Source organism: Priestia sp. MDV22-iso46, from assembly GCF_058629175.1.
In genome coordinates, this window is record NZ_JBZVWT010000004.1 from 140,536 (window position 1) to 167,006 (window position 26,471).

Here is a 26,471-nt window from a genome sequence, read left to right on the forward strand (position 1 = left end):
CCTCCTTTTATGAACAGTCATATACCTGTTCATGTCTACAGTATATCCAACTCTCGCTTTTATGTCGCGTTTGGTTCTACTAGCCACTTTATTTTATCATTAATACGGAAAGAAAAGAAAAAAAGATGGCATAGGCTGCATCGCCTTACCATCTTTTTTAGAAAATTAAATATTGCAAGAAAGTTATCTTCTATTTTGAAGCGGTTCAACAATCACTCGTTGAATAAGCGCATTTAAAAGCGACATGATTACCGAGGCTAAAAGCGCTGTACCAAACCCGTCAATATTAAAAGAATCTCCCATAACACTTTGTGTAATCATCAGCGTAATGGCATTAATAACGAATAAGAATAGGCCAAGCGTAAGAAATGTCACCGGCAGGGTAAGTAAAATTAAAATCGGCTTAACAAACACATTCAAAATCGATAGAATCAAGCTCGCGATAATAGCTGCACTGACTGATTCCAAGTGAAAGGTGTCAATATAACCTGCGATTACGATTAATACGAGGGCATTGATTAAAATACTAATGATTCCACGCAATAACATTTTTAGAAATCTCCTTCTTCATTTGGAACTAAAAACACAAAAATCATATATAAAATGACCGGGGTACCTACTGTAAAAAATAAACTGATGATAAACAATACGCGCAGTAGTGAAGCATCTATTCCGATATACTGAGAAATACCGCCGATAACACCCGCAAGCTTGCGATTTGTTCGCGAACGATACAACTTTCGCACGTTAATCATCTCCTTTGCTTTTTTACTAAACCAAGCGTTTTCTATTTTATAACAATTGAGCCCGTTTTGGATTCAGCTAACAATTTATAGCCTTTAGGCGAAGCGATATTGGCTTTGAAACGAAGTTGTTTCATCACCGTTTCTTTTTTCTCATCTACTATTTCCATCTCAGGAAGTGTACATGTAAAATTCCCAAAGTTAGATTTCAAATCTCCATCAACGGAGAGGTGGGGCGGCGTATAGAGCGTAATGCTCCCCGTAGTCGTTTTGAAAAATGCTTTTTCAATGCGCTCTCCTTTTAAATACGTATCAATATCTCCGTTAAATGTTTGAACGTCAATTTTCTTTGTGTCCCCATCAAATTTAACCGTTCCATTGATTGTTTCAAGCTCACATTTTGAAGCGAGTATTCGAGAAAGTTCCATATGCCCATTTGATGTCTCCATTTCAAGAGAATGGCTATTCACATCGTAAAAGCGGATGGTACCATTAGCTGTTTTGGCTTTCAGGTCTCGTACGCTTAGTCTTTCCCCATCGATTGAACCATTAAACATACGGAGCTTGACGCGTTCATATTCCATTTCTGGAATATAAATAATCGCCTTCACCTTCATTTGTTTTTGCTGAATTGCAAAGCGCAATTTGCCATTTTCAATGGAAAATGCCGTATGCTGCAAGAAAGTGCGGCGCGCTTCATCCGAATTCTCTACTTTGTAGATAGCAGCTTCACATTCTATTCGTACTTCTGTACTTCCCCAAGGGCGGAGTTGGACGCTTCCATTTGCTAAATCTACGTCAATCTCTTGAATATATGCTTCTGATTGTTGAAAGATGTGCTGAACGTCAATCGAAGGCCCAAAGTTAAAATCTAAATCTCCTTCTTTTACTTTTTTTACCGTTTGATCTACAAATGTAAATAATTTTTCCTTTAAAGAGCTTTGAGATGATTTAGAAGCGTACGTTTTTTTCTGTTTTCCTCCTACATAAGGGGATAGCTCAGCTTTATCAGGCGTAGCATAGGAAGAATCATTAGCTGAGTCTTTTTCCAGTGAATTTAGCAAAGTTAAAGCCTCATCCACGCTAAGTTTCCCTTCTTCTACCATCTGTAAAATTTGTTTGCGCTTTTCACTCATACGTTCCATCTCCTCTTTACGTTTTAGTCATTTAACTTTCTATCTGCTTAATATTTGTATCCCTTTTACAATATTCCATACAAACACAACAACATTAACTAAAGAAACAACAACTAAAGCTACAATTAAAAGAATAAATACCGTTCCACTAGAGCCAGTAAGAGCAGGAAGCAAGAAAAATAAGAATAAGATCGCTGTAGCGATAGGTAATAAATGTGACAAAAATGCAGTTTTTGCATGTTTCTTTACTTCTATGTTATGAACAACAAAATAAATAATAATAGGTAATAAAAATGGTGCAAAGAAAACGCTAAAATAATTTAAGGAAGATAGTATGCGATTTCCTTCCATAATAATCAGCTCCTTATATCATGTATTACGGTTTAATGAGTTAAAAAGTTTCATTCTTTATAAAAAAGACACCAATGCTGGTGTCTTTTAACGAGTTAATGCCTCTGCTTTTTCAACTTTTTTCTCCATACGCTTACGGTCACGTTCTAAAATTGGCTTCAAATAATGACCCGTATAGGATTCTTTTACTTTTGACACTTCTTCTGGCGTACCCGCAGCCACAATTTGTCCGCCTTTATCTCCACCTTCAGGCCCTAAATCAAGCAGGTAATCAGCAGCTTTGATGACGTCTAAATTATGTTCGATCACTAGAACCGTATCTCCATTTTCAACTAAACGCTGGAGCACTTTTAATAATCGTGCAATATCATCGACATGAAGACCGGTAGTCGGTTCGTCTAAAATGTACAGCGTTCTTCCTGTTGAGCGGCGGTGAAGCTCTGAAGCTAACTTTACACGCTGTGCCTCTCCACCAGATAAAGTAGTAGCCGGCTGTCCAAGCGTGATATAGCCAAGTCCTACATCGTAAATTGTCTGCAGCTTGCGCTTAATCTTTGGAATGTTTTCAAAGAAGTGAAGCGCGTCTTCAACGGTCATATCCAATACATCTGAAATGTTTTGATCTTTGTATTTCACTTCTAAAGTTTCACGGTTGTATCGTTTGCCGTGGCAGACTTCACAAGGGACGTATACATCTGGCAAGAAATGCATTTCAATTTTAATAATACCGTCTCCTCGACAAGCTTCACAGCGGCCGCCTTTCACGTTAAAGCTAAAACGACCTTTTTTATATCCACGCACTTTTGCTTCGTTTGTTTGGGCAAATACATCTCGGATGTCATCGAATACACCTGTATACGTTGCAGGGTTCGAACGAGGCGTACGGCCTATGGGAGACTGATCAATATCAATGACTTTATCTAAGTGTTCAATGCCTTTGATTTCTTTATGTTCTCCTGCTTTACTTTTTGCTTTATGCAGCTTTTGCGCCAATGATTTATGAAGGATATCATTTACCAGCGTACTCTTACCTGATCCAGATACACCTGTAACAGCCGTGAACATACCTAACGGAAGCTTTGCTTTTACATTTTTTAAATTGTTTTCTTTTGCTCCTATAATTTCAATCATTCGATCTTTATCTATTGACCGTCTTTCCGCTGGAAGAGGAATAAACTTCTCTCCTGATAGATATTGACCCGTTAAAGAGTTTTCATCCTCCATCACTTCCTGAGGCGTACCTTGAGAAACAACAGCACCCCCGTGTACGCCAGCTCCTGGTCCGATATCAATTAAATAATCAGCTGCCATCATCGTATCTTCGTCATGTTCTACAACAATCAAGGTATTTCCAATATCGCGCATATCTTGCATCGTGCGAATTAAGCGATCATTGTCACGTTGATGAAGACCGATAGAAGGTTCATCTAAAATATAAAGAACCCCCGTCAAACGAGAACCAATTTGAGTAGCTAAACGAATCCGCTGTGCTTCTCCTCCTGAGAGAGTTCCAGCAGAGCGGTTTAATGTTAAGTAATCAAGTCCCACGTTAATGAGAAAGCTTAGACGCTCACGAATTTCACGCAGTATCATATCCGCAATCTTCATGTCTTTTTCAGATAGGCTGAGACTTTCAAAAAAATCATATGCTTCTTTTACCGAGAAGCGGGTTGTATCTCCTATATGCTTTTCGTCAATAAGCACCGCTAAGCTTTCACGTTTTAAGCGATTTCCTTTACATTTTGGACAAGCTTGCTGAGCCATGTACTTTTCCATTTGCTCACGGATATAATCTGAACTTGTTTCATGATAACGGCGCTCTACGTTCCGAAGCACGCCTTCAAATTCGATATAATTTTCTCTTACTTGGCCAAAATCATTTTCATAGCGAAAGTAAATTTTTTCTTTACCGCTGCCATATAATACTTTATCAAATAAATGTTCCGGGATATCTCGCACCGGCACGTCCATATCGATGCCGTAATGTGTACATACGGCTTCAAGCAGCTGCGGATAGTATTGAGAACTTGTTGGCTCCCAAGGTGCAATTGCGTGCTGACGAAGCGTTAAGTCATAGTTAGGAATAACTAAATCTTTATCCACTTCCAATTTCGTTCCTAACCCGTCACACGTTGGACACGCCCCGTACGGACTATTAAATGAAAACATGCGGGGCTCAAGTTCTCCAATGGAGAAACCACATTTTGGACAAGCATGATGCTCACTAAAAAGCAGTTCTTCTTCACCTATCACATCAATAATTACTTTTCCTTCTCCAAGGCGAAGAGCTGATTCCAAAGAGTCCGACAAACGAGCGGCTACACCTTCTTTTACAACAACGCGATCAATCACTACTTCAATGGAGTGCTTTTTGTTTTTTTCCAGTTCAATTTCTTCTGTTATTTCACGCATTTCTCCGTCTACTCGAATGCGAACGTACCCTTCCTTTTTAATATCTTCTAACACTTTTACATGGGTACCTTTTCGTCCAGATACCACAGGTGCCAGTACTTGAAGTTTTGTGCGTTCAGGGTATTCTAAAATTCTATCTACCATTTGCTCAATCGTTTGAGATGTAATTTCAATTCCATGATTAGGACAAATCGGCTTTCCTACACGAGCAAACAAAAGGCGTAAATAGTCATAGATTTCCGTCACAGTTCCGACGGTTGAACGAGGGTTTCGGCTCGTTGTTTTTTGATCGATTGAAATAGCAGGGGACAATCCTTCGATCGAATCTACATCTGGCTTATCCATTTGACCTAAAAACTGTCTTGCATATGCCGAAAGCGACTCGACATAACGTCTTTGTCCTTCTGCATAGATTGTATCGAAAGCCAAAGAAGATTTACCAGAACCTGATAACCCTGTTAACACCACTAATTTGTCTCGTGGGATTTCAATATCGATATTTTTCAAATTGTGGGCTCGTGCACCTTTTACCACGATTTTTTCCATCGCCATGTTTTGTCACCCTTCCGCTTTTAATTCTAGAATCAAGTCACGAAGCTCAGCTGCGCGTTCAAAGTTAAGCGCTTTGGCTGCTTCTTTCATTTCTTGTTCCATTTCTTCTACGAGCTTTGCTTTTTCTTTTTTGTTGAGCTTATCAAATGCCGGTGCTTCTTCATACGTTTCTGTATCTTCTGCTACTACTGTTGCACGAATTGAGCCTCGAACTTCTTTTTGAATCGTTGTTGGTGTAATACCATGCTCTTCATTGTAAGCTTCTTGAATACTTCTACGACGCTTGGTCTCATTGATAGCAATGTCCATGGAGTTTGTGATGCGATCTGCATACATAATGACATGTCCATTAGCATTTCGCGCAGCACGTCCGATGGTTTGAATAAGCGATCGTTCTGAACGCAAGAATCCTTCTTTATCCGCGTCTAATATGGTTACTAACGAAACTTCCGGAATATCTAAACCTTCACGAAGTAAGTTAATTCCTACAAGCACATCGTACTTTCCAAGCCGCAGCTCTCGGATAATTTCAATACGCTCGAGCGTCTTCACTTCAGAGTGAAGATATTGAACTTTAATGCCGATTTCTTTTAAGTAGTTCGTTAAATCCTCAGACATTTTCTTTGTTAACGTCGTAACGAGTACTCGTTCATTTCGCTTAATCCGGTCATGAATTTCTCCAATTAAATCATCAATCTGCCCTTCAATTGGTCGAACTTCAATATTTGGATCCAATAATCCCGTTGGACGGATAATTTGTTCAATCACATCAGGTGCCTTCTCAAGTTCATAAGGACCTGGTGTTGCGGAAACATGAACAATTTGGTTAATATGCTGTTCAAATTCATCAAATTTAAGCGGGCGGTTATCTAATGCGGACGGCAAGCGGAAACCATGGTCCACTAACACTTGTTTACGCGCTTGGTCTCCATTGTACATTCCTCTAACTTGAGGAATCGTAACGTGTGATTCATCCACAACAAGAAGGAAATCTTCCGGGAAGAAGTCCAGCAATGTATAAGGTGTAGAACCAGCGGGACGAAGCGTTAAATGACGAGAGTAGTTCTCGATTCCCGAACAAAAGCCCATTTCTCTCATCATTTCTAGGTCGTAGCGCGTGCGCTGCTCCAAGCGCTGCGCTTCTAAAAGCTTGCCTGCTTCTTTTAGCTTCTCTAGCTGTTCTTCTAGTTCTTTTTCAATATTTTGAATGGCAACACGCATTTTTTCTTCTCTCGTGACAAAGTGAGATGCCGGGAAGATAGCTACATGTTCACGATCACCAATGATTTCTCCTGTTAGAGCGTCAACTTCTCGGATGCGGTCAATTTCATCGCCGAAAAACTCGACGCGAATACAGTGTTCATCTCGAGACACAGGGAAAATCTCCACAACATCACCGCGAACGCGAAACGTTCCGCGCTTAAAGTCAATATCATTTCTTTCGTACTGTACATCTACTAGCGTACGAAGCAGCTGATTGCGCTCTTTTTCCATTCCTACTCGAAGAGATACGACCATTTCTTTGTATTCTTCCGGAGACCCTAAGCCATAAATACAGGATACGCTGGCAATAATAATGACATCTTTTCGTTCAAAAAGAGAAGAAGTTGCCGAGTGACGAAGTTTATCAATTTCATCATTAATGCTCGCATCTTTTTCAATAAATGTATCTGTTTGAGGTACATAGGCTTCAGGCTGATAGTAATCGTAGTAACTGACAAAGTATTCGACTGCATTATTAGGAAAAAACTCTTTAAACTCACTGTACAATTGACCAGCAAGCGTTTTGTTATGAGCCATAATTAGTGTCGGCTTATTTATTTCCTTAATAACATTAGACATGGTAAAGGTTTTTCCCGTTCCTGTAGCACCTAACAAAACTTGATGCTGCTTACCTTCTTTAATTCCTTTCACGATCTTTTCAATTGCCTTTGGCTGATCACCTTGCGGTTGATATGGGGATACTAATTCAAACTGATCTTTCAAATGAAGGCCTCCGTTTCTATTTTCTTGTTTTATCTATTTTTATTACGATATGTAAAAACCGAAAACACGAACTGATATTCGTATTTTATCACTTTATAATCATAAATGAAACTAATGAGTATTAATCTTATATAGTGTTTGTTTGTTTTTATTTTTTACCCTGTTACTTTATTACCCACTAAATTCTTATACTACCCTTTTCGAAGGGAATACAACTCTTTAGATGAAAGCAACAAAAGAAAGTAAGCTGCGTTATTGTTTGAAAAAGATAGGCTTTTGCGCCAATTTCTAAATTATGATACAGTATAAAAAATATGTACTGAGAGGGGTTTAGTATGGCAAGCGTTGATCAAGTTCTTATAAATAACTCCTTTACAACAGTTGAAGAATCAACTTCTTTAGCTAAAGTGAAATCTGAACTTTCAAACTATGACTTCGTTGTAGTCACAGCAAGTACCTTTTATGTAATACACAAAGATGAACGATACCTTTTAACAGGTCATGACAGGGCATCTTCCATAAAGAAAGTAATAGCGGATACAAATTGGCCTTCATCTTCTACTTCTACGTTAGCCAATTTACAAGCCAACACAAACTGGAACAGACCAGTCCTCATTCAAGCAGAAAACCAAGAAACCACAATAGGACTTGTAACACCTTCACAGTGGATTACACATTTGCATAGCCAAAATGAGATATTAGCTTCCTATTTTGATACATTGGCAGAAACCATTAATGATGCAGTGACAGCGGTCGATAATGAAGGAAATGTAATCTTGTGGAATACTGCTGCGGAACATACGTATAAGATTCAGAGAGATGATATTATTGGTAGAAAAATCGGAGAGCATTTCAAAGATGAATCCATCATTCTACATACGATTCTAAATGAAGGGCGCCCTGTTCGCGGAACGTATCATCGTCCTAATGAACAAACTCATGTGCTCATCAATGCATCTCCTATTATAAGAAACAATCGAGTCATAGGTGGAGTCGCAACTGAACATGACATTACCAATATTGTAAGATTAAATGAAGAAATTGATGTGTCTCTTCTCATTCCGAAAGATAATCCATTTTCTTCTTTCGCGGGTATCAGTCCTGAAATTAAGCAAGCCGTTGACATTGCCAAAAAAGTGGCATCTACAGATATGCCTATTTTATTAACAGGAGAACCTGGTTCTGGGAAAGAAATGCTGGCTCAGGCCATCCACTACGGGGGATCCAAACATAAAGAACCTTTTTTATCTTTAAATTGCGCCACTATTCCATCGGGACTCCTGGAAATTGAGCTCTTTGGTCATCAAAAAGATGTCTTTTCAGAAGATCCAACGACCATTGCGGGAAAACTGGAGCAGGCTCATAACGGGACGTTATTTATTGAAGAAATTGATAAAATGCCTCTTGAAATTCAAGTGAAGTTTCTCCGTTACTTGGAAGAACGATCCTTTTATCACGTTGGAGGCACGGAAGAAATTCAAGTCCAAACCCGAATTGTAGCCTCTACCACGACGCCTTTGGAAGAGTTGCTAAAAGCCGGTGAATTCCATGAAAATCTTTACTATTTGCTGACCGTCATCAACATTATTATTCCGCCGCTTCGAGACCATAAAGAAGACATTGAAGCATTGACTCAGCAATTTGTACAGGAATTTAGTAAAAAGTATAAAAAGAAGGCTCCTTTCATCAGCTCTGAAGTTCTCGAAGCCTTTATGCAATACGACTGGCCAGGCAATATTCGCGAGCTGAGAAATACGATTGAACGAATGATTTTTCTAAGTGATCAGTCATTGATTACCCTTACGCACCTTCCTGACAACCTGAAGGATGCAAGTTCTTTCACAGAAGTTCAAAAAGAGGAAGATTCTCTTCAAGAAGCTAGGCTAATAGAAGAGACTCTTCAAAAAACCTATGGAAACAAAAGTGCAGCAGCAGATCTGCTTGGCATTTCACGCGGCACCCTTTATAACAAAATCAAAGAATATGGATTAAACTAATCAAAAAATTCGACACAAGCATCTTTAGCTTCGTGTCGAATTTTTTGATTTCCTTTAGACTGAACTTATTTCTGTTTTCTCGCTGTCATCTTCCCTTGTGTAAATAATAGAAGATAATCATCCCCTCCGGCTTTCGAGTCCGTTCCGGACATATTAAAACCTCCAAAAGGATGAACGCCAACTAATGCTCCTGTACATTTTTTGTTAATATATAAGTTACCGCAGTGCATAGTAGCTAACGCCCTTTGAATTCTCTCTTCGTTTTCAGAGAAAAAAGCTCCCGTCAAACCGTAGTCAGTTTCATTGTAAATCTCAATGGCTTCTTCCCAGTTAGCTACTTTTGTCAACGCAAGGACTGGTCCAAAAATCTCTTCTTGCATAATTCGTGCTTTTGAATCCACATCTTTGAATACTGTAGGCTCTATATAGTAGCCATTTCCAGGAGCTTTAGCTCCCCCGGCAATAAGCTTTCCTTCCTCTTTGCCAATTTCAATGTAGGCTAATACTTTTTCATACGCTTTTTGATCAATAACAGGCCCCATAGAAGGATTGTCTTCAGGCAGTCCGACGGTTAATTCTTTTGTTAATGCGGTTACCTTTTGGGCAATCTCTTCATAAACAGATTCTACAACAATCGCTCGAGAGCCAGCAGAACACTTTTGTCCTTGAAATCCAAACGCAGATACTACGATCGCTTGCGCTGCTGCATCTAAATCTGCCGTTTCATCTACCACAACGCCATCTTTTCCTCCCATTTCAGCAATGACGCGTTTCAGCCAAATTTGTCCAGACTGTACTTTTGAGGCACGTTCATAAATGCGACATCCTACTTCTCTTGATCCCGTAAAAGAAATAAAACGAGTTTGAGGATGTTCGACTAAATATTCTCCAACTTCTATGCCATCTCCAGGGATAAAATTCAGAACACCAGACGGAAGACCGACTTCTTCCATTAATTGAACAAATTTCGCAGCAATAACCGGTGCAGAATCAGCTGGCTTTAAAATAACCGCATTTCCAGATACAATTCCCGCTACAGTCGTTCCAGCCATAATGGCAAGCGGAAAATTAAAAGGTGAAATGACTACTCCTACGCCTAAAGGAATATACGTCATCTCTGTTGTTTCACCTTCTACCGGCGTTAAAGGTTGATGCTGATTCGTTTCACTTAAACGAATCATTTCTCGCGCATAAAATTCCATAAAGTCAATAGCTTCCGCGGTATCCGCATCAGCTTCTGCCCAGTTTTTCCCCACTTCATAAACGAGCATGGCAGAAAATTCATACTTTCTTTCTCTCATCAGCTCTGCTGCTTTGAATAAATAATCAGCACGTTCAGCAGGCGGGACGTTCTTCCATAATTGAAATGCTGCTAACGCTTCTTGCATTGCCTGCTCAGCATAAGCTTTAGTGCCACGGCTTACTCTACCAATCCCTTCATCTACCTTTCCCGGGTTCGTAGAGACAATCACTTCTTCTGTTGAGATTTTATCTTTTCCAATCGTGAGAGGATACGTTTGTCCCAGTTCTTTTTTCACTTTCACTAACGCCGCTTGCATCGCTTGTTTATTCTCTTCTAATAAAAAATCAGTAAACGGTTCATTTTTAAAAACTGAGTTTTTTGTACTTACTGTCATTTCAACCAGTCTCCTTTAATTAGAAATTTATTTCGCGAAGTTTTTCAGCACAAACCATACGTTGGCGGGACGTTCGGCTAGGCGTCTCATGAAATACCCAAACCAATCAATGCCGTAAGGAACATAAACCCTGACTTTATATCCTTCTTTTACTAGACGGTCCTGCAGCTCTACACAAATTCCATAAAGCATTTGGAACTCAAATTGGTCATTTGAAATACCATTTTCTCTTACTAATCGTTTTGTGTACTGAATCATTTCTTCATCATGACTTGCTACAGCTGTATAGTGCCCATTTAATAAATGCATTTTAATGATTTTTTTATAGTTTTCATCTACGTCTTTCTTTTCCGGAAATGATACTTCTGGTGATTCTTTATAAGCTCCTTTTACTAGACGTAAATTGGCTTGATATTGATGTAAGTCATTCATATCTTGTTCTGTACGATAAAGATACGCTTGAATCACAATTCCAACATTATCGAATTCTTTGCGTAATTCTTTATACATATCAAGGGAGATTTGGCAGTGCAAGTAGTCTTCCATATCAATTCGAACAAAAATATTATTCATCCTGGCCGTGTGTAGAATTCTGCGCATATTTTCCATACAAAGCTCTTTGCTAATATCCAATCCTAAAGAAGTCATCTTTAATGATAAATTTGATTGAACGCCCGATTCTGCAATGGCTTCTAGTGTCTGAATGCACATGGCATTAGACAACCTGGCCTCCTCTTCTGTAAAAACAAATTCTCCTAAATGATCGAGTGTAACAACTTTCCCACTATTGTTAAGCTCCTTGGATGTTTGAATTGCTGATTCGGTTGAGTCTCCAGCAACAAAACGAGCTGCCCCCATCCTCAATCCATACTTTTTAGCTAATTTGTTCATTGAATGATTTTTGCCAAGCGACTGAAACATCGTTCTCATTAATACTTCCATCAATCCTAAACCTCCTTTTATTTTTAAAAATCAAAAATAAACTAAATTTTCAGATTAATAATTTTATTTTTCTATACCCTTCTCACATTTCTGTACACTTATTTAAATAGATTTATACACAAGTGTTTAAAATATTTTATACATAAACATATTTGTCTAATTAATTTGATTATACTCGTTCATAAAATGAACCGAAACAATATTGTTATAAGTTCTAACTCATTTTTTTACATAAAAAAGCTCTCCACGTTGTGTAGAGAGCTTTTTTGTACAGTTTAATAATAAGCGATTAACTTATCACCAAAGCAACAATCTTTATTTTCCAGCAGCTAACATGCTTTTTGCATATATAAAACCGATGGCTGCTGAAAGTAAATCTATTAAAATAATAAGCGGATAATCTGCGTACCCTTTATATACAGAAACAGCTATCAACAAAAGCGTTAGCGCTGTGGCAACATATAAGTTATATGTTACTCTAGCAAACAGAACAAGCAATATGGCGGGTAGAAAAACTGCGGCAATCGTTTTGACTTCCACAAACATTTCTCCTTTTTATCCGTCTTTTAACCAGCTTGTGAATCACGTTTTGTATAATTGTGTACAAACAAAATACCTAGTTCATGATGTTCGTTGTCATACAATGCTCGCTGAGTAAAGCGAACTTCTCCATTTTCGTCAATAACTTCTAGCTTACAAAAAGCACGGTTATTAACTTGTAATGCTTCATAAAATTTATGGACCTCAGATACAGCGATTCCATTTACCTTAATAATCACTTCTCCTACTTTCAAACCCATTTTCTCTGCCGGAGAATGAGGGATGATTCCTAATACAACCAAACCTTGTGTACGCTTAGTAAACAGTGCGGGCGCCTTTTCATCGCTTCGACGCTGCTGCAAACGAATCCACTCTCTTCCTATGATCGCTAGAATAACAACAGCTACAGCGGCAAGAGGATAAAAAATAGCAGCAATCGTAATGATCGTTAATCCCACGCCTAATGCTAATACACGCTTACCGGTAAATTCAATAGATTTAAACGGCACCATACTTTGAATTCGCTGATAAAAACCGATAGCAAAAGGAACAAAAAACAGGCTAAATGATGTTCCGTCAATAGATAACACAGGCCACCATGGAAACACAGACGTAATGGCGCTGCCTGGAATTAAGACAAAAAGCGGGACAACCCATAATTTTTGAGAGTAATGAGCCCCAATTTCCTGCCCTCTTTTACTTTTCACAATGGCTGGAGACGTACCTTTTGCTCCAAATTTCCAAATTAAATATCCTTCTGCTAATACAAGCAGAGACATTAAAATAGTCAGAGAAGGTAAATCTGCGTTATGAGCTTGCACAGACCACGTTTGAATAAATCCTTCACCGAAACCAGATGCCGGAATAACCAAGGTTGCAAGCACAGCCAGTCCTACGGTGTAAGAAGGAGAAAGCCATTTAAACGTCCAAGGGCCGCTTATGATAAAAGTTAAAACAGCTACAAGCACAATCATTCCTATAGATACATAGACACCTAGCAACACGGTAACAACGGATAAAATCAACCCAATAATGATACCTGGAAAAAATAAATATTTTGCTTCTAAAATAAAATCAAACACGCGAACATGAAAATTCTGACGCTCTCTCTTGACGCGAGAAAGACCTACAAAAAACGAGACGAGCAGAAATAGATACGTTAACGGATGCAAAAACAAACGCCCGATACCTTTTAAGAGCTCTAATGCAAAATCCATTTTTTCACCACCTGTATTTTTCACATTTTTATTACAACATTTACGATTGATTGTTATGTATCATAGGCTTCTTTATTTTATCAAAATGCATCACTAACCGACAATGTTGTTTTTACTAAAAAAGTTCCGTGCTTTGGAAAAGCACGGAACTTTTTCTACTTCTTATTGACTAGCTAGCTTTAAAGCCGTTTGAAGCTGACGATCTTCATCTTTTGATTTAATTTTTTCTAGAAGTTTTGTTTGTAAAAGCGCTGCTGTATCTTCATCGATTTCACCTGTAGCTTTTTGCTTATTGGCTTTTTGGAATGCAGTTACAGCTGTTTCTGTCTCTTTACTAAAATATCCGTCTGTACGTCCAGGTTCAAAGCCAAGGCCTTTTAGCATCACTTGAGCATTCTTCACTTGGTCACCTGTCATATCACGTGTTAATGGCTTTTTATCAACTTGAATTGGATTTGCATAATAATAATCCGGCTGTTTGACTTCTACCGTTGGTTTTATACCTTTTTCGTTAATCCAGTTTCCATCAGGCGTTAGCCATTTATAGAACGTTAGTTTTAAATTACTGCCGTCTTCCATTGGAACAGCTTGTTGAACCGTTCCTTTTCCATAGGATTTTTCACCGACTAGCTTGTATCCTCCTGCTTCTTTTAATGCCCCGGCAAGAATTTCAGAAGCGGATGCACTTCCTCCATCAATCAAGGCCACAATTGGATAATCCTTTTGCTTTTTCATTGAAGAAACCACTTTTTGACGTTCACCGTTACGATCTTCAATTTGGATATATGGCTTTTTATTCGTTACTAATTTATCGAGCATTTTTTCAACGCTCGTTAAATAGCCACCAGGATTTCCCCGAACGTCTAGAACTAAGCCATCAATATTTTTATTTTCAAGTTTTTTCAACTGTTTCGTAAATTCGTCTCCCGTTGACTCAGAGAATGACGTAATTTCCATGTAGCCAATTTTTTTATTGTTTACATTTTTAACAGAAGAATAGACGGTTTCAATTGGAATCTCATCTCTTACAACTTTTACTTTCATCGTTTCTTTCACGCCTGGTCGTTGAACATCTAATGTCACGGTAGAGCCTTTTTTACCGCGAATTTTTAATACTGCTTCGTTCAATTCCAGACCCGCGATACTTTTACCATCGATCTTTAAAATCTGATCATTTGGTTTTAATCCTGCTTTTTCCGCAGGAGATTGTTTAAACGGAGCTACGATTGTTACTTTTCCATCTACCATGCTTACTTCAGCACCAATTCCCTCAAACGATGAATCAAGAGACTGCGTGAATTGCTGTGCCGTTTTCTTATCCATGTAAGATGAGTGAGGGTCTCCTAAGGTTTGTACCATTCCTTGGATTGCGCCATCTAATAATTTTTTGTCATCTACATCTTTGTAATATTTTGAAGATATCAGTTCATAAGCTTGCTTGATTTTGTCTAGCTCTTCCTTTTCCACTTTACTATCATTTGAAGAAGTTGTAAGGGGGGTACTGACCGTTCCAGCATTTGCATACTGAATGCCAAAATATGTACCTGCTGCTCCAACAACTAAGGAGAGTGCCATTAATAGTGCAACGATTTTCCGATTCAAGTTCTTTCATCCTCCTCAACCTTAAGCCATCTCTTCTTATTATAATAGATACAACCAAAACTATGTAATAAAAAGGATGCATGTGTTATTTGTAGCAAAAGGCACCACACAAATCAAGTGCGATGCCTTTTTGTTAAACTATATGTTGAGCTTGTACCACGTATGCTAGGAACTTAAAATTTAATATAACTTTCAGGGTTTACAGCGGAACTTTTGCCTTTCCAATCGCCTTTATGCAATTCAAAATGCAGGTGAGCACCAAACGAACGTCCTGTGTTCCCTATATAACCTAATTGTTGACCTTTATTGATAGATTGACCGCTTGAGACGCTGTAGCTCTCTAAATGAGCATAAACTGTAACCCACGTCTGACCTTCTACATTGTGACGAATAAATACAGCATTACCAAAAGAAGAAGAATGATATGCTCTAATTACCTTTCCTCTTGCTGCGGCTACAACTGGCACACTTTCTCCTCGCTTTCCAATATCAATACCGTAGTGTCCTCTTCCAAACGTTTCTCGATACCCAAAATGAGATGTTACCGGGCCCTTTGCCGGCCTCATAAACGACCCGCTTGTAACAGGGGGTGCCTCCTCTGTTGCCCCGGCTTTTTCAATTTCTTGCTGTTGAGCTTGTGCTGCATTTTTTTGATCAGCTAAAATAGAAGCTTTCTCTTCTAATCCAACGGCTTCTTCATTAAATTCTTTTTCCTGATCTTTGAGCGTTTGCATGAGCTGATTCTTTTCATCCACTTGTTTTTGCAACTGCGCACGAAGATTTTTAAGTTCTTCAAGCGCTTGATTTACTTCCGTTAGCTTGTTTTGAACTTTTGTTTCTTTCTCTTCTTTTGCCTTTTTATCAGCTTCATGCTGCATTAACAAATCGCGGTCAGCCCCTACAATTGTCGAAACCGCACTCACTCTGCTAATAAAGTCTCCGAAGCTTTCAGAGCCTAGCAGTACATCTATGTAATCCACAGACCCGCCATTTTCCTGTAAAGCACGAGCACGTTTTTTTAATAGCTCATTTCGTTTGTCAATTCGTTTTTTTACAACGTCAATCTCGCTTTTCACCTTTTCGATGTCTTGCTTTGCTTTTTCTACTTCAGATTCACGGCTGCGGATATCTGCATTCGTTTGTCCGACTTCTGAATCCAAGCGCGCGATCTCAGCTTCTTCGTTTTTTTGCTTTTCTTGAACCTCTTTTAATTTCTCTTTATTTTGATTAATATTTTGGTTCACATCATCACTTTTTTTCTCTAAATTACTGAGTTTAGTAGTGCTGGCACTTTGTGCATAAGCAATTTTTTCATTACCTATCCAAGCCGCACTTAGTCCAACTAAAACTGCTGCTGTCATTACTAATGTCTTACGTGTCATGTGTTTCTCCCCATCTGCACATATTTCCCCGTATAAACGGGCATTAGCAAGACCCCCATTAGCACTTTTTTCTATTTTTATGTGTAATTACACAACAACCTCACATTTGATAAGCATCAAATGTGAGGTTGTTGTAATCTATTATGTTAAAAATCTATTCTTATTTTCGCAAGAACTTACGGATGGATAATGTACTTCCCCACATCCCAATTAGACCGCCGATCACTAGTAATAATAGCGACACTTGAAGCACGAATGGAAAGGCAGGTAAAAGTTCGAAGAATCCATCAAACTTAGGTTGAACTTCATTATATAAAACGCTGTACACACCGATAATAACTGCAATTGGCACAATAGAACCAAGCACTCCTAAAAACAGACCTTCAATAAAGAACGGCCAGCGAATAAAGGAGTTTGTGGCTCCAACTAAGCGCATAATTTCAATCTCTTCACGGCGAGCTACAATCGTAATTTTAATTGTATTTGAAATTAGAAACATTGCTGTAAATAGAAGCCCTAAAATCAGCACTACTCCGATATTACGAGCTACTTTCAGCACTTTAAATAACTTTTCAACTTGATCTTGTCCGTATTGAACTTTTGCTGCATACGGATATTTCTCAATTTGTTTAGCTACTTTTGCGACATCAGTCGGCTCTTTTGTTTTAACAACAAATACATCATTTAATGGGTTTTGCTGTTCAAACGGTTCAAAAGCTTGTCCTTCATCACCCATACTATTAATTAAATCTTTTAACTCTTTATCTTTAGAAGAAAACGTCACCGTATCAACTTGCTTAATTGCATCTAGCTTTTCTTTCATTGCTTTTCGATCATCTGCTGTCGCTGCAGCATCAACGTGAACGCGAATTTCCACATCATTTTCAATCAATTTAGCAATGTGGTTTAAATTCATCATCAACATAAAAAATACGCCTACAAGCAAGAGCGTCACGGTAACAGCACTTGCAGATGCGAATGTCATCCAACCGTTTCTTCCTAAACTTTTAGATCCTTCACGTAAGTGGCGACCGAATGTCCTAGCCTTCATATCCGTATTCACCTCTTACTTCATCGCGCACAACATTTCCATTTTCAATCGCAATTACGCGCTTTCGAATTGCATTTACAATTTCACGGTTATGCGTTGCCATTAAAATAGTCGTACCGCGTTTATTAATCTCCTCAAAGATATCCATGATTTCCCACGAAGTCTCCGGATCAAGATTCCCTGTCGGTTCGTCGGCGATGACAACCTTAGGACTATTCACAATTGAACGCGCAATAGACACACGCTGCTGCTCTCCTCCAGATAGTTCATCAGGGAAAGAATCCATTTTACCCTTTAACTTAACAAGCTCTAGCACCTCTAGCACTCGCTTTTTAATTTCTTCGGGACTTTGCTCAATTACTTCTAGTGCAAAAGCAATGTTTTCATAGACCGTTAATTTTGGAAGCAGCTTGAAATCCTGAAAGACTACACCAATATGACGTCTAAAGATAGGAACTTTGCTATCTTTTATTTTTGCTACATTTGCACCGTTTACAATGATATTTCCTGAAGAAGGCTTTTCTTCACGATACATCATTTTAATAAAAGTGGATTTTCCTGCTCCACTTGGTCCTACGATATAAGCAAACTCACCTTGATTAATCTTGATGCTAATGCCATTGATTGCTTTTACACCGTTCGGATACGTTTTATATACATTTTGCATTTCAATCATAAGTAATCACCTAATCAAGTGTGTTATTTTAATACTATGTAAAACTTGTCAAAATACGACAAAACTCTACAATTCAAACCAAAAATTCGACTCTTCTCACGCGCTTTCTCATTATAACATCACTCTTCGTGAAAATAAGCCCCAAAAATATTACATTTTTATTTCAAATATGACATAAGTAGGATATTTTTAGTAAGGTATGAGAATTTATCCTTATTTTTAATTTTGTTATTTTTTACTGTTTATTTGCTTCTTATGAATATCGTTAGGCAGAGCACATTTATGTCTACTTTTGTACAAACAAGGTATGATAAATAAGAAAAAAGATGAGGAGAGATAGCATGATCACCATTTATGGAAGTTCACGAGAAAATGGAAATACGGAAGAATTGGCTAAAGCAGTCTTAAGTGGCATTGATACTGAAGAAGTTTACTTACGTCAGCATACCATTCACCCCATTACTGATATGCGTCACGATGAACTTGGGTTTACCAATCAACAAGATGATTATTATGATATAGCGAAAAAGATGGCAGCGCATGACACTATTTTATTTGTTACGCCTCTTTACTGGTACGGTATGAGCGGATTAATGAAGAACTTTGTGGATCGTTGGTCTGAAAGTCTTAGAGATTCGACAATCAACTTTAAAGAACAAATGAAAAATAAGCGCGTGTATGTATTAGTAGTAGGAGGCACAGGCGCATCTGTAAAGGCTCTTCCTCTTATTATGCAATTTCAATACATTGTCGATTTTATTGGCTCTTCTTTTAGCGGATACATCATTGGAGAAGCAAATGCACCTGGAGACATAGCGAAAGATGTCAAAGCTCAACAGCAAGCCGTTGTCTTAAACCAAAAATTAAAGCAGTTTTAACACAAAAATAAGACGGATATCCGTCTTATTTTTTCTTTGCCAGCCAAGCGGCAACTTTTTTTGCATCTTCTTCATTAATCAGTCCCTTTGGCATACCGCCTTGACCATTATTGATAATGTTTTCAATTTCAGCTTCTGAGTGCTTGCTGCCTACATGCTGCAAGCTCGGCCCATTTGCTCCTCCTAAATCTACACCGTGACAGCCTGTACAGTTTTTCTTCACAATATCTTCTGCACTCGCTGAAGATTCACCAGCAGATTCATTTTTAGAGCTTCCTCCGCCGCACGCGGACAAAACAAGCGCTAGACCGATTGTTAACGTCAGTAATACTTTTTTCAAGCCTTCTCCCCCTTGCTGTAGAGTTTTCACTCTATTATAACCTACTCCAGAATGTTTAAAACACTCTGTTTACAAGGACTTTGTTTCAATTTCATGAATTCTCTCATCACACTTATGTATACGATTAAGCAATTGATTCGTTTCCTAAACGTTTTTTGTATACTACGCGCGAAATTGTCACACTGAGCTCATATAAAAGCAGAAGTGGGACAATAACTAAAATATCTGAAATAAAATCAGGAGGAGTAATAAGTACGGATATCACAATTAAAACAAAATATGATAGCTTCCTTGCTCTTGCTAACCTTAATGGATTTAGAACCCCTAAGCGCGTTAAGAATAGAACAACTAAAGGCATTTCAAATAAAAAACCAAACGGTAAACAAAGATTAAGCATAAAACGAAAATAATGCTCAGCCGTAAACATCAGTGAAAACTGATCATTCGACAGGCCCGTTAAAAATGCTAAAACCATTGGAAATAAAATAAAATAACCGAACCCCAGCCCGCTTACAAACAAAATAAAAAAGAATGGAATGAAGGTAATCAGAACCTTATATTCTTCCTTTTTTAACCCAGGTGAAACAAACTGAAATACTTGATAAGCAGCTACTGGAAGTGTAAAAGCAAGCGCAAAAACAAATGCAATCACCATATAAATCCATACGATTTCACTTGGTCCAAGTACCGCAAGCTTGCCGTCCAAATCTTTCACTAGCCACTGATAAATATCTTGTACAAATACAAAACTGACAATAAGTAAAACTACAAATGCACAAAGTGTTTTAATAATACGAACACGCAATTCTTCAAGGTGCTCCATCAAACTCATTTCTCCCATTGTATTTCTCTCCTTTCTGACAAGTAGAAATAGACGAGTTTCCTCGTCTATTTCCTTACTTACAATGTGGATTCATTCTCTTTTTGTTCAGAAACGGTTGCAGTCTGCTTTTCTTTAACACTTTCATCATCTGATACGAGCCCTTTTGCTGCTCCTTTAAATTCAGTTAATGTTCGTCCAAACGCTCGTCCAACTTCCGGCAGCTTAGACGGTCCAAAAATTATTAAGGCAATGACTAAAATAATAACCAAACCAGGGATTCCAATATTAGAAAACATACTTGACCTCCTTTTCCTTACTCAGTTTACTGCTGGACTTTTTCTTTCTTTTTCAACTCTTGTTTTTCATGTGCTTTCCCGTGTGCCCGCATACGATCTTCCTCTACTTCCTTAGAAATCTTTAGTCCACGCGGTACGTTATTTACTTCAACTTCCTTCATACCTTTGCCATCTTTTTTATATTGAAAGGAAGCTCGAGTTGAAATTTCTGCACCAGGTTCTGTTACAAAAGGCACAACGCGATAATCGGCTTGCCATACATCAGGAGTCACCGTACACCTTACATATCCTCTGTAATCATTAAAAAATGTGAGGTGTGGATTTTGACTTAAAATTTTATCCGTATCAGCTCGTTTATCTGCTCCGTCCCCTCCGGAAGTGATGGAGGTGCCGATGAACTCTGCACCAATAATTCTTGAATTAAGGTTAGCAAAATCCGCGTATAAGTTAGAAGCCCAGTTAGCGTGTACATCTCCAGTTAGTACAATGACGTTGTCCAACTTTTTCTTTTCAATAAAATCAATGACGCGCTGACGATTCGCCGTATACCCATCCCATGCATCCATGCTGTATGTAGGCTTAGCAGCCGTTCCAAATTTTCTTGGCGCAAAGAAAATTTGTTGAGCCAGTACGTTCCAATGACACGCTGACTTTTCAAGATTAGTAAACAGCCATTTTTCTTGTTCATTCCCCAATAGCGTACGTTTGGGATCAAGAGATTCTGGCGTTTGCGGCTTTGTTCCGTCTCCGTTTGCTTGATCGTCTCTGTATTGACGCGTATCCAACACTTGAAAAGAAGCTAGTTTTCCATATGAAAAGTCACGATATAATCTCATATCCGCTCCGTGGGGCAAAGATGTTTGACGCAAAGGCATGTGTTCGTAATAAGCTTGATAAGCTGCCGCGCGGCGTTGAATAAATGCTTCTACTGATTGGCCTTTTTCAGGAATTACATTTGCATAATTGTTTTCTACTTCATGATCATCCCACGTCACAATCCACGGAAAAACAGCGTGAGCAGACTTCAAATTGGCATCTGACCTGTACTGAGCATGCCTGTTTCGATAGTCTTGCAGCGTTTGAATTTCTGCGCTGCTGTGAGTACGAACGTTTCCGCTTGCAGCCACGTACTCGTTTGGTCCATATTCATAGATGTAATCACCCAAATGAACGACAAAATCTAATTGTTCTTTAACCATATGCTCATAGGCTGTAAAGTACCCATGTTCATATTGCTGACACGAAGCAAATGCAAACGTCATACTGGCTACTTCTGCATTTGCTGAAGGAAGTGTTTTTGTTTTTCCAACCGGGCTTAACTCATGGCCGCTTTTAAATCGATAATAATAAATATGACTCGACTTCAATCCTTTTACATCAACGTGAACCGAATGAGCAAGTTCAGGTCTAGCCACTTCTGTTCCTCGTTTGACAATTCGATGAAAGTCTTCATCTTCACTAAGCTCCCATTTTACTGGAATAGGTTGATTAGGCATTCCCCCGCCATTCAACGGGTCTGGTGCTAATCTTGTCCAAAGAACAATGCTATCTGCTAAAGGATCTCCTGATGCGACGCCTAGAGTGAACGGATAACTTGAAAATTTAGGCGCTGCAGCTGAAACTTCTACTGCATTTAAACCAATAGACTGAGCAATTGTTAAGCCAAGTGATACTCCCGCTACTTTTCCAGCTCCTTGCAAAAAACGCCGTCTATCAAACCCTTTACTCGAAGAAAAGCTATTCTGTTTCACTTGCTCTATTAATTCGTTTAACGATTTATTTTCCACTGCACATGCCCCTTCCTCATGATTTAACTCAAATTATAAATACTGTTTGTAAAAGGAATATAAAGGATTGTAAAGAAGCACTTACCGCAAAACAGGTATTTTTAACCATTTTGTTTCATTGACGAAATAAGCGAACTGACGACAGCAACCTTTAAATTTCTGCATTTTCTTAATTTTCTTTTTAACAATAGTTCTTTACGCTCGTTTTTCTTCATCCAAATTTCACAAAGTCCCAACAACTAAAAAAAGGCAGCATACCTAAGTATGCTGCCTTTTGATTAAATATGAGAACGTAAATACGCATCGATAAACGGATCTAGATCTCCATCCATTACGCTTTGCGTGTTTCCGACTTCCGTATTTGTGCGGTGATCTTTTACTAATGAATACGGATGGAATACGTACGAACGAATTTGACTTCCCCACCCAATATCTTTTTGTTCTCCGCGAATTTCAGCTAGCTGTTCTTGCTGCTTTTCAATTTCTAATTGATACAGCTTAGATTTTAACATTTTCATTGCTTGCTCACGGTTTTTAATTTGTGAACGTTCCGTCTGACAAGATACGACTACATTAGTTGGGAGGTGAGTAATACGAACAGCTGAATCTGTTGTATTGATATGCTGACCTCCGGCACCGCTTGCACGATACGTATCAACCTTCAAATCTTCCGTACGAATATCAATTGAAATTTCATCATTAAATTCCGGCATTATGTCGCACGATACGAATGATGTATGACGACGGCCTGATGAATCAAACGGAGAAATACGAACGAGACGATGAACGCCTTTTTCAGCTTTTAAATACCCATACGCATTATGACCTTTAATTAAAAGCGTTACACTTTTAATACCAGCTTCATCTCCAGGTAAGTAATCAAGCGTTTCTACTTTGAAACCTTTTTTCTCCGCCCAGCGCGTATACATACGTAGTAACATTGAACCCCAATCCTGTGATTCTGTTCCACCAGCACCTGGGTGCAGTTCTAAAATGGCATTATTTTTATCATACGGCTCGCTTAAAAGCAGCTGTAATTCAAAGTCATTCATGCCTGATATAAGCTCTTTTAATTCACTAACTAGTTCTTCTGCTAAATCTTCATCGTATTCTTCTTTTACAAGTTCATAAGACACTTGTAAATTTTCATATGTTTCATCCAAGTGGTTAAATTGATTTACTGCATCTTTCAAGCCATTGGCTTCATTAATAACAGTCTGAGCTGCCTGCTGGTCATTCCAAAAATTTGGATCAGCCATAGTCTCATCTAATTCATCGATACGAGCTTGTTTTGTATCGAGGTCAAAGAGACCCCCTAAAGTCCGCTAATCGCTTAGCTGTTTTGTCAAGTTCTTGCTTAATTTCTACTAAATCCATGAGTTGAACACCTCTATTTTATTTTTGACGCACAGGAAGGAAATGAGAAGACTCATTTCCTTCCTGTACTAATTCATTCTATACTAATTGACTCTTACTTTATGATTCTTTACCGCAGCAGTTTTTATACTTTTTGCCACTTCCGCAGATACAAGGATCATTTCGGCCAACTTCTATCGCATTTACTTTTGGCTTCTTCTTAGCCGGCGCGTCTCCTTCTTTTGGATGAACAGCCGCCTGACCTTGCGCTACCTCTTGACGCTCAAGGTTGTTGTTAATTTCTGCTTTCATGATATACTTCGTCACTTCTTCTTCAATGGTTGCAATCATGTTTTCAAACATCGCAAAACCTTCCATTTGGTATTCGCGAAGAGGATCTGTTTGACCGTACGCACGAAGGTGGATACCTTGGCGAAGCTGATCCATCGTATCAATATGATCCATCCATTTAGAATCAACCGCTCTAAGAACAACAACTTTTTCAAATTCACGCATTTGTTCTTCAGGGAGCTGCTCTTCTTTTTCATTATAACGAGCTTTTGCATGATCTACCAGCAGTTCTACCATTTCTTCAGGCTCTTTACGGCGAAGATCTTCTTCTGTGACTTCACCTTCCTCAAGAACATTAGCATTTACGTAATCAATAATCGCTTGTAAATTCCATTCTTCTTCTAATTCTTCACGCGGTGTGTTTACTTCAACCACACGCTGTAGCGTTGATTCAATCATACGTTCTACAATCGCACGCAGGTTGTCTGAATCAAGCACTTCAAAGCGCTGTTTGTAAATAACTTCACGCTGTTGACGAAGCACGTCATCATATTGAAGCAATTGTTTACGCGCATCGAAGTTATTACCTTCAACGCGTTTTTGAGCGGATTCAACAGCTCTTGTTACAATTTTACTTTGAATTGGCTGTGAGTCATCCATGCCAAGGCGATCCATCATTGCCATCATATTATCTGAACCAAATCGGCGCATTAATTCATCTTCCATGGATAGATAGAATTGAGATACCCCTGGATCCCCTTGACGTCCAGCACGTCCGCGAAGCTGATTATCAATACGGCGTGATTCATGACGCTCTGTACCAATTACAGCAAGACCTCCAGCTTCAACGACACCTTCACCTAGTTTGATATCCGTACCACGACCGGCCATATTTGTTGCGATTGTTACCGCACCTTTGTGACCCGCATTTTCAATAATATCCGCTTCACGCTCATGCTGTTTTGCATTTAACACGTGATGGCGAATTCCTTTTTTCTTTAATAAAGCTGATAAAACTTCAGATGTTTCGATCGCAACTGTACCAACAAGGACAGGCTGTCCTTTTGCGTGGCGCTCGGCAATATCTTCTACTACCGCATTAAACTTGCCTTCCATTGACTTATAAATTAAATCCGCTTTATCATCACGTGAAATTGGCTTGTTTGTCGGAATAACAACAACGTGCATGTTGTAGATATTACGGAATTCTTCTTCTTCCGTTTTAGCTGTACCCGTCATACCTGATAATTTTTCATACATACGGAAGTAGTTTTGGAATGTAATTGTAGCTAATGTCATGCTTTCATTTTGAATCTCAACGTTCTCTTTAGCTTCGATAGCTTGATGCAAGCCGTCGCTAAAACGTCTTCCTTTCATTAAACGACCAGTAAATTGGTCAACAATTACGACCTGATCTTCATCAATTACATAATCCACATCATTTTGCATCGTTACATGTGCTTTAAGCGCTTGGTTGATGTGATGATTTAGCGCTACGTGTGAAATATCAAATAAGTTTTCAATGCCAAATGCGCGCTCTGCTTTTGACATACCTTCTTCGGTTAGCTGAACGCTTTTTGTTTTGATATCAAAAGTAAAATCGGTTTCTTTATCAAGCGTGCGAACGAATGCATTAGCTTGAATATAAAGAGCAGTCGATTTCTGTGCGCTGCCGGATATAATAAGCGGCGTACGTGCTTCATCAATTAAGATAGAGTCAACTTCATCGATTACAGCAAAATGAAGCGGACGTTGAACCATTTGTTCTTTGTACAGCACCATGTTATCACGTAAATAGTCAAATCCAAGTTCATTATTTGTACTATACGTAATATCGGCTGCATATGCTTCTTGCTTTTCTTCACGCGTTAAATGGTTTAAGTTTAATCCTACTTTCAAGCCTAAGAATTCGTATAAACGACCCATTTCACTAGCATCACGGCTCGCTAAGTATTCATTGACTGTTACTACATGTACACCTTTTCCTGTAATAGCGTTTAAGTATACAGGCATAGTAGCTGTCAACGTTTTACCTTCACCCGTTTTCATTTCCGAGATATTCCCTTCATGCAGAGAAATCCCCCCCATTAGCTGAACTTTGTACGGATACATGCCTAACACACGTTTCGCTGCTTCACGTACAACCGCAAAAGCTTCATCTAATAAGTTATCGAGCGATTCGCCATTTTGGTAGCGTTGTTGAAATTCAGCTGTTTTTTCACGAAGCTGATCGTCCGTTAAAGACGCTATTTCAGGACCTAACGCATCAATTTGGTCCGCCATTTTTTCTAAACGGCCGATTTGGCGTTGATTGCCGTCAAACACTTTTTTAAATAATCCAAGCATATTAAAACGCTCCTCTATTTATAATCAGTACATTTTATACTATTTTCATTCATATCTGTATCTTTCATTATAAAACATTCTGAGTAAAATTGTAACATTGCAGCTAAACAAGTAGCAACTTGTACCCTTT

The 26,471-nt window shown here is 38.7% G+C and carries 22 protein-coding genes; 2 read left to right on the forward strand and 20 right to left on the reverse strand.

Going from position 1 to position 26,471, the window contains the following annotated elements; translation table 11 throughout:
* Window positions 1-183 precede the first annotated feature (183 nt).
* From AC4NPH_RS21640 to uvrB, 6 genes are all read right to left on the reverse strand, one after another.
* Window positions 184-549, reverse strand: coding sequence for a phage holin family protein (locus AC4NPH_RS21640; protein ID WP_013059727.1), 366 nt, complete (start codon window positions 547-549; stop codon window positions 184-186).
* Window positions 550-551: 2 nt separating this feature from the next.
* Window positions 552-746, reverse strand: a complete 195-nt coding sequence (locus tag AC4NPH_RS21645) for a PspC domain-containing protein (RefSeq protein WP_013059728.1) — start codon at window positions 744-746, stop codon at window positions 552-554.
* Window positions 747-787: 41 nt separating this feature from the next.
* The gene (locus tag AC4NPH_RS21650) at window positions 788-1,879 is read right to left on the reverse strand and encodes a DUF4097 family beta strand repeat-containing protein (protein WP_013059729.1); all 1,092 of its coding nucleotides are present in this window, start codon (window positions 1,877-1,879) and stop codon (window positions 788-790) included.
* 39 nt (window positions 1,880-1,918) lie between these two features.
* On the reverse strand, window positions 1,919-2,230 hold the full coding sequence (locus tag AC4NPH_RS21655; protein WP_013059730.1) for a hypothetical protein: 312 nt from the start codon (window positions 2,228-2,230) through the stop codon (window positions 1,919-1,921).
* A gap of 87 nt (window positions 2,231-2,317) precedes the next feature.
* Complete coding sequence (gene uvrA / locus AC4NPH_RS21660) at window positions 2,318-5,194, reverse strand: excinuclease ABC subunit UvrA (protein ID WP_098314876.1); 2,877 nt, start codon at window positions 5,192-5,194, stop codon at window positions 2,318-2,320.
* 6 nt (window positions 5,195-5,200) lie between these two features.
* On the reverse strand, window positions 5,201-7,180 hold the full coding sequence (gene uvrB / locus AC4NPH_RS21665; RefSeq protein ID WP_013059732.1) for an excinuclease ABC subunit UvrB: 1,980 nt from the start codon (window positions 7,178-7,180) through the stop codon (window positions 5,201-5,203).
* Window positions 7,181-7,515: 335 nt separating this feature from the next.
* Between uvrB and AC4NPH_RS21670 the strand changes: the two genes are divergently transcribed.
* Entirely contained in the window at window positions 7,516-9,177 is a 1,662-nt protein-coding gene (locus AC4NPH_RS21670; protein WP_013059733.1) for a sigma-54 interaction domain-containing protein, read from the forward strand.
* 65 nt (window positions 9,178-9,242) lie between these two features.
* Here AC4NPH_RS21670 and pruA read toward each other — a convergent pair whose 3' ends face one another.
* From pruA to ftsE, 8 genes are all read right to left on the reverse strand, one after another.
* Window positions 9,243-10,814 carry an L-glutamate gamma-semialdehyde dehydrogenase gene (pruA, locus tag AC4NPH_RS21675; RefSeq protein WP_098314875.1) on the reverse strand — a complete coding sequence of 524 codons (1,572 nt, stop codon included), beginning with the start codon at window positions 10,812-10,814 and terminating at the stop codon, window positions 9,243-9,245.
* Between the two features lie 27 nt (window positions 10,815-10,841).
* The gene (locus AC4NPH_RS21680; protein WP_098314874.1) at window positions 10,842-11,756 is read right to left on the reverse strand and encodes a proline dehydrogenase family protein; all 915 of its coding nucleotides are present in this window, start codon (window positions 11,754-11,756) and stop codon (window positions 10,842-10,844) included.
* A 315-nt stretch (window positions 11,757-12,071) separates the two neighbouring features.
* A complete protein-coding gene (locus AC4NPH_RS21685) occupies window positions 12,072-12,296 on the reverse strand; it encodes a DUF2198 family protein (protein WP_013059736.1) in 225 nt (74 codons plus the stop codon).
* A gap of 26 nt (window positions 12,297-12,322) precedes the next feature.
* Window positions 12,323-13,513, reverse strand: coding sequence for a PDZ domain-containing protein (locus AC4NPH_RS21690; RefSeq protein ID WP_013059737.1), 1,191 nt, complete (start codon window positions 13,511-13,513; stop codon window positions 12,323-12,325).
* A gap of 162 nt (window positions 13,514-13,675) precedes the next feature.
* Window positions 13,676-15,115 carry a S41 family peptidase gene (locus AC4NPH_RS21695; protein ID WP_013059738.1) on the reverse strand — a complete coding sequence of 480 codons (1,440 nt, stop codon included), beginning with the start codon at window positions 15,113-15,115 and terminating at the stop codon, window positions 13,676-13,678.
* 173 nt (window positions 15,116-15,288) lie between these two features.
* Window positions 15,289-16,497, reverse strand: coding sequence for a murein hydrolase activator EnvC family protein (locus AC4NPH_RS21700; protein ID WP_055991620.1), 1,209 nt, complete (start codon window positions 16,495-16,497; stop codon window positions 15,289-15,291).
* 160 nt (window positions 16,498-16,657) lie between these two features.
* Window positions 16,658-17,548: a permease-like cell division protein FtsX gene (gene ftsX, locus AC4NPH_RS21705; RefSeq protein ID WP_014457813.1), complete on the reverse strand. Its 891-nt coding sequence runs from the start codon at window positions 17,546-17,548 to the stop codon at window positions 16,658-16,660.
* Complete coding sequence (gene ftsE, locus AC4NPH_RS21710; protein WP_013059741.1) at window positions 17,538-18,224, reverse strand: cell division ATP-binding protein FtsE; 687 nt, start codon at window positions 18,222-18,224, stop codon at window positions 17,538-17,540. The genes ftsX and ftsE overlap by 11 nt, the downstream gene beginning before the upstream one ends.
* Before the next feature lie 341 nt (window positions 18,225-18,565).
* Here ftsE and AC4NPH_RS21715 point away from each other — a divergent pair, with 341 nt between their 5' ends.
* Window positions 18,566-19,102 carry a flavodoxin family protein gene (locus AC4NPH_RS21715; RefSeq protein ID WP_013059742.1) on the forward strand — a complete coding sequence of 179 codons (537 nt, stop codon included), beginning with the start codon at window positions 18,566-18,568 and terminating at the stop codon, window positions 19,100-19,102.
* A 25-nt stretch (window positions 19,103-19,127) separates the two neighbouring features.
* On the opposite strand, the gene cccB is transcribed toward AC4NPH_RS21715, so the two are convergent.
* From cccB to secA, 6 genes are all read right to left on the reverse strand, one after another.
* Entirely contained in the window at window positions 19,128-19,442 is a 315-nt protein-coding gene (cccB, locus tag AC4NPH_RS21720) for a cytochrome c551 (RefSeq protein WP_013059743.1), read from the reverse strand.
* A 124-nt stretch (window positions 19,443-19,566) separates the two neighbouring features.
* On the reverse strand, window positions 19,567-20,283 hold the full coding sequence (tatC, locus tag AC4NPH_RS21725; RefSeq protein WP_055991611.1) for a twin-arginine translocase subunit TatC: 717 nt from the start codon (window positions 20,281-20,283) through the stop codon (window positions 19,567-19,569).
* Between the two features lie 59 nt (window positions 20,284-20,342).
* Window positions 20,343-20,561: a twin-arginine translocase TatA/TatE family subunit gene (locus AC4NPH_RS21730; protein ID WP_013059745.1), complete on the reverse strand. Its 219-nt coding sequence runs from the start codon at window positions 20,559-20,561 to the stop codon at window positions 20,343-20,345.
* A gap of 26 nt (window positions 20,562-20,587) precedes the next feature.
* Window positions 20,588-22,321 carry an alkaline phosphatase PhoD gene (phoD, locus tag AC4NPH_RS21735; protein WP_371399889.1) on the reverse strand — a complete coding sequence of 578 codons (1,734 nt, stop codon included), beginning with the start codon at window positions 22,319-22,321 and terminating at the stop codon, window positions 20,588-20,590.
* A gap of 305 nt (window positions 22,322-22,626) precedes the next feature.
* A protein-coding gene (gene prfB, locus AC4NPH_RS21740) for a peptide chain release factor 2 (RefSeq protein WP_115655064.1) occupies window positions 22,627-23,725 on the reverse strand; the annotation gives its coding sequence in 2 pieces (ribosomal slippage) (window positions 22,627-23,661 and window positions 23,663-23,725; 1,098 coding nt in all).
* 99 nt (window positions 23,726-23,824) lie between these two features.
* Window positions 23,825-26,341: a preprotein translocase subunit SecA gene (secA, locus tag AC4NPH_RS21745; RefSeq protein ID WP_013059748.1), complete on the reverse strand. Its 2,517-nt coding sequence runs from the start codon at window positions 26,339-26,341 to the stop codon at window positions 23,825-23,827.
* Window positions 26,342-26,471: the final 130 nt, after the last annotated feature.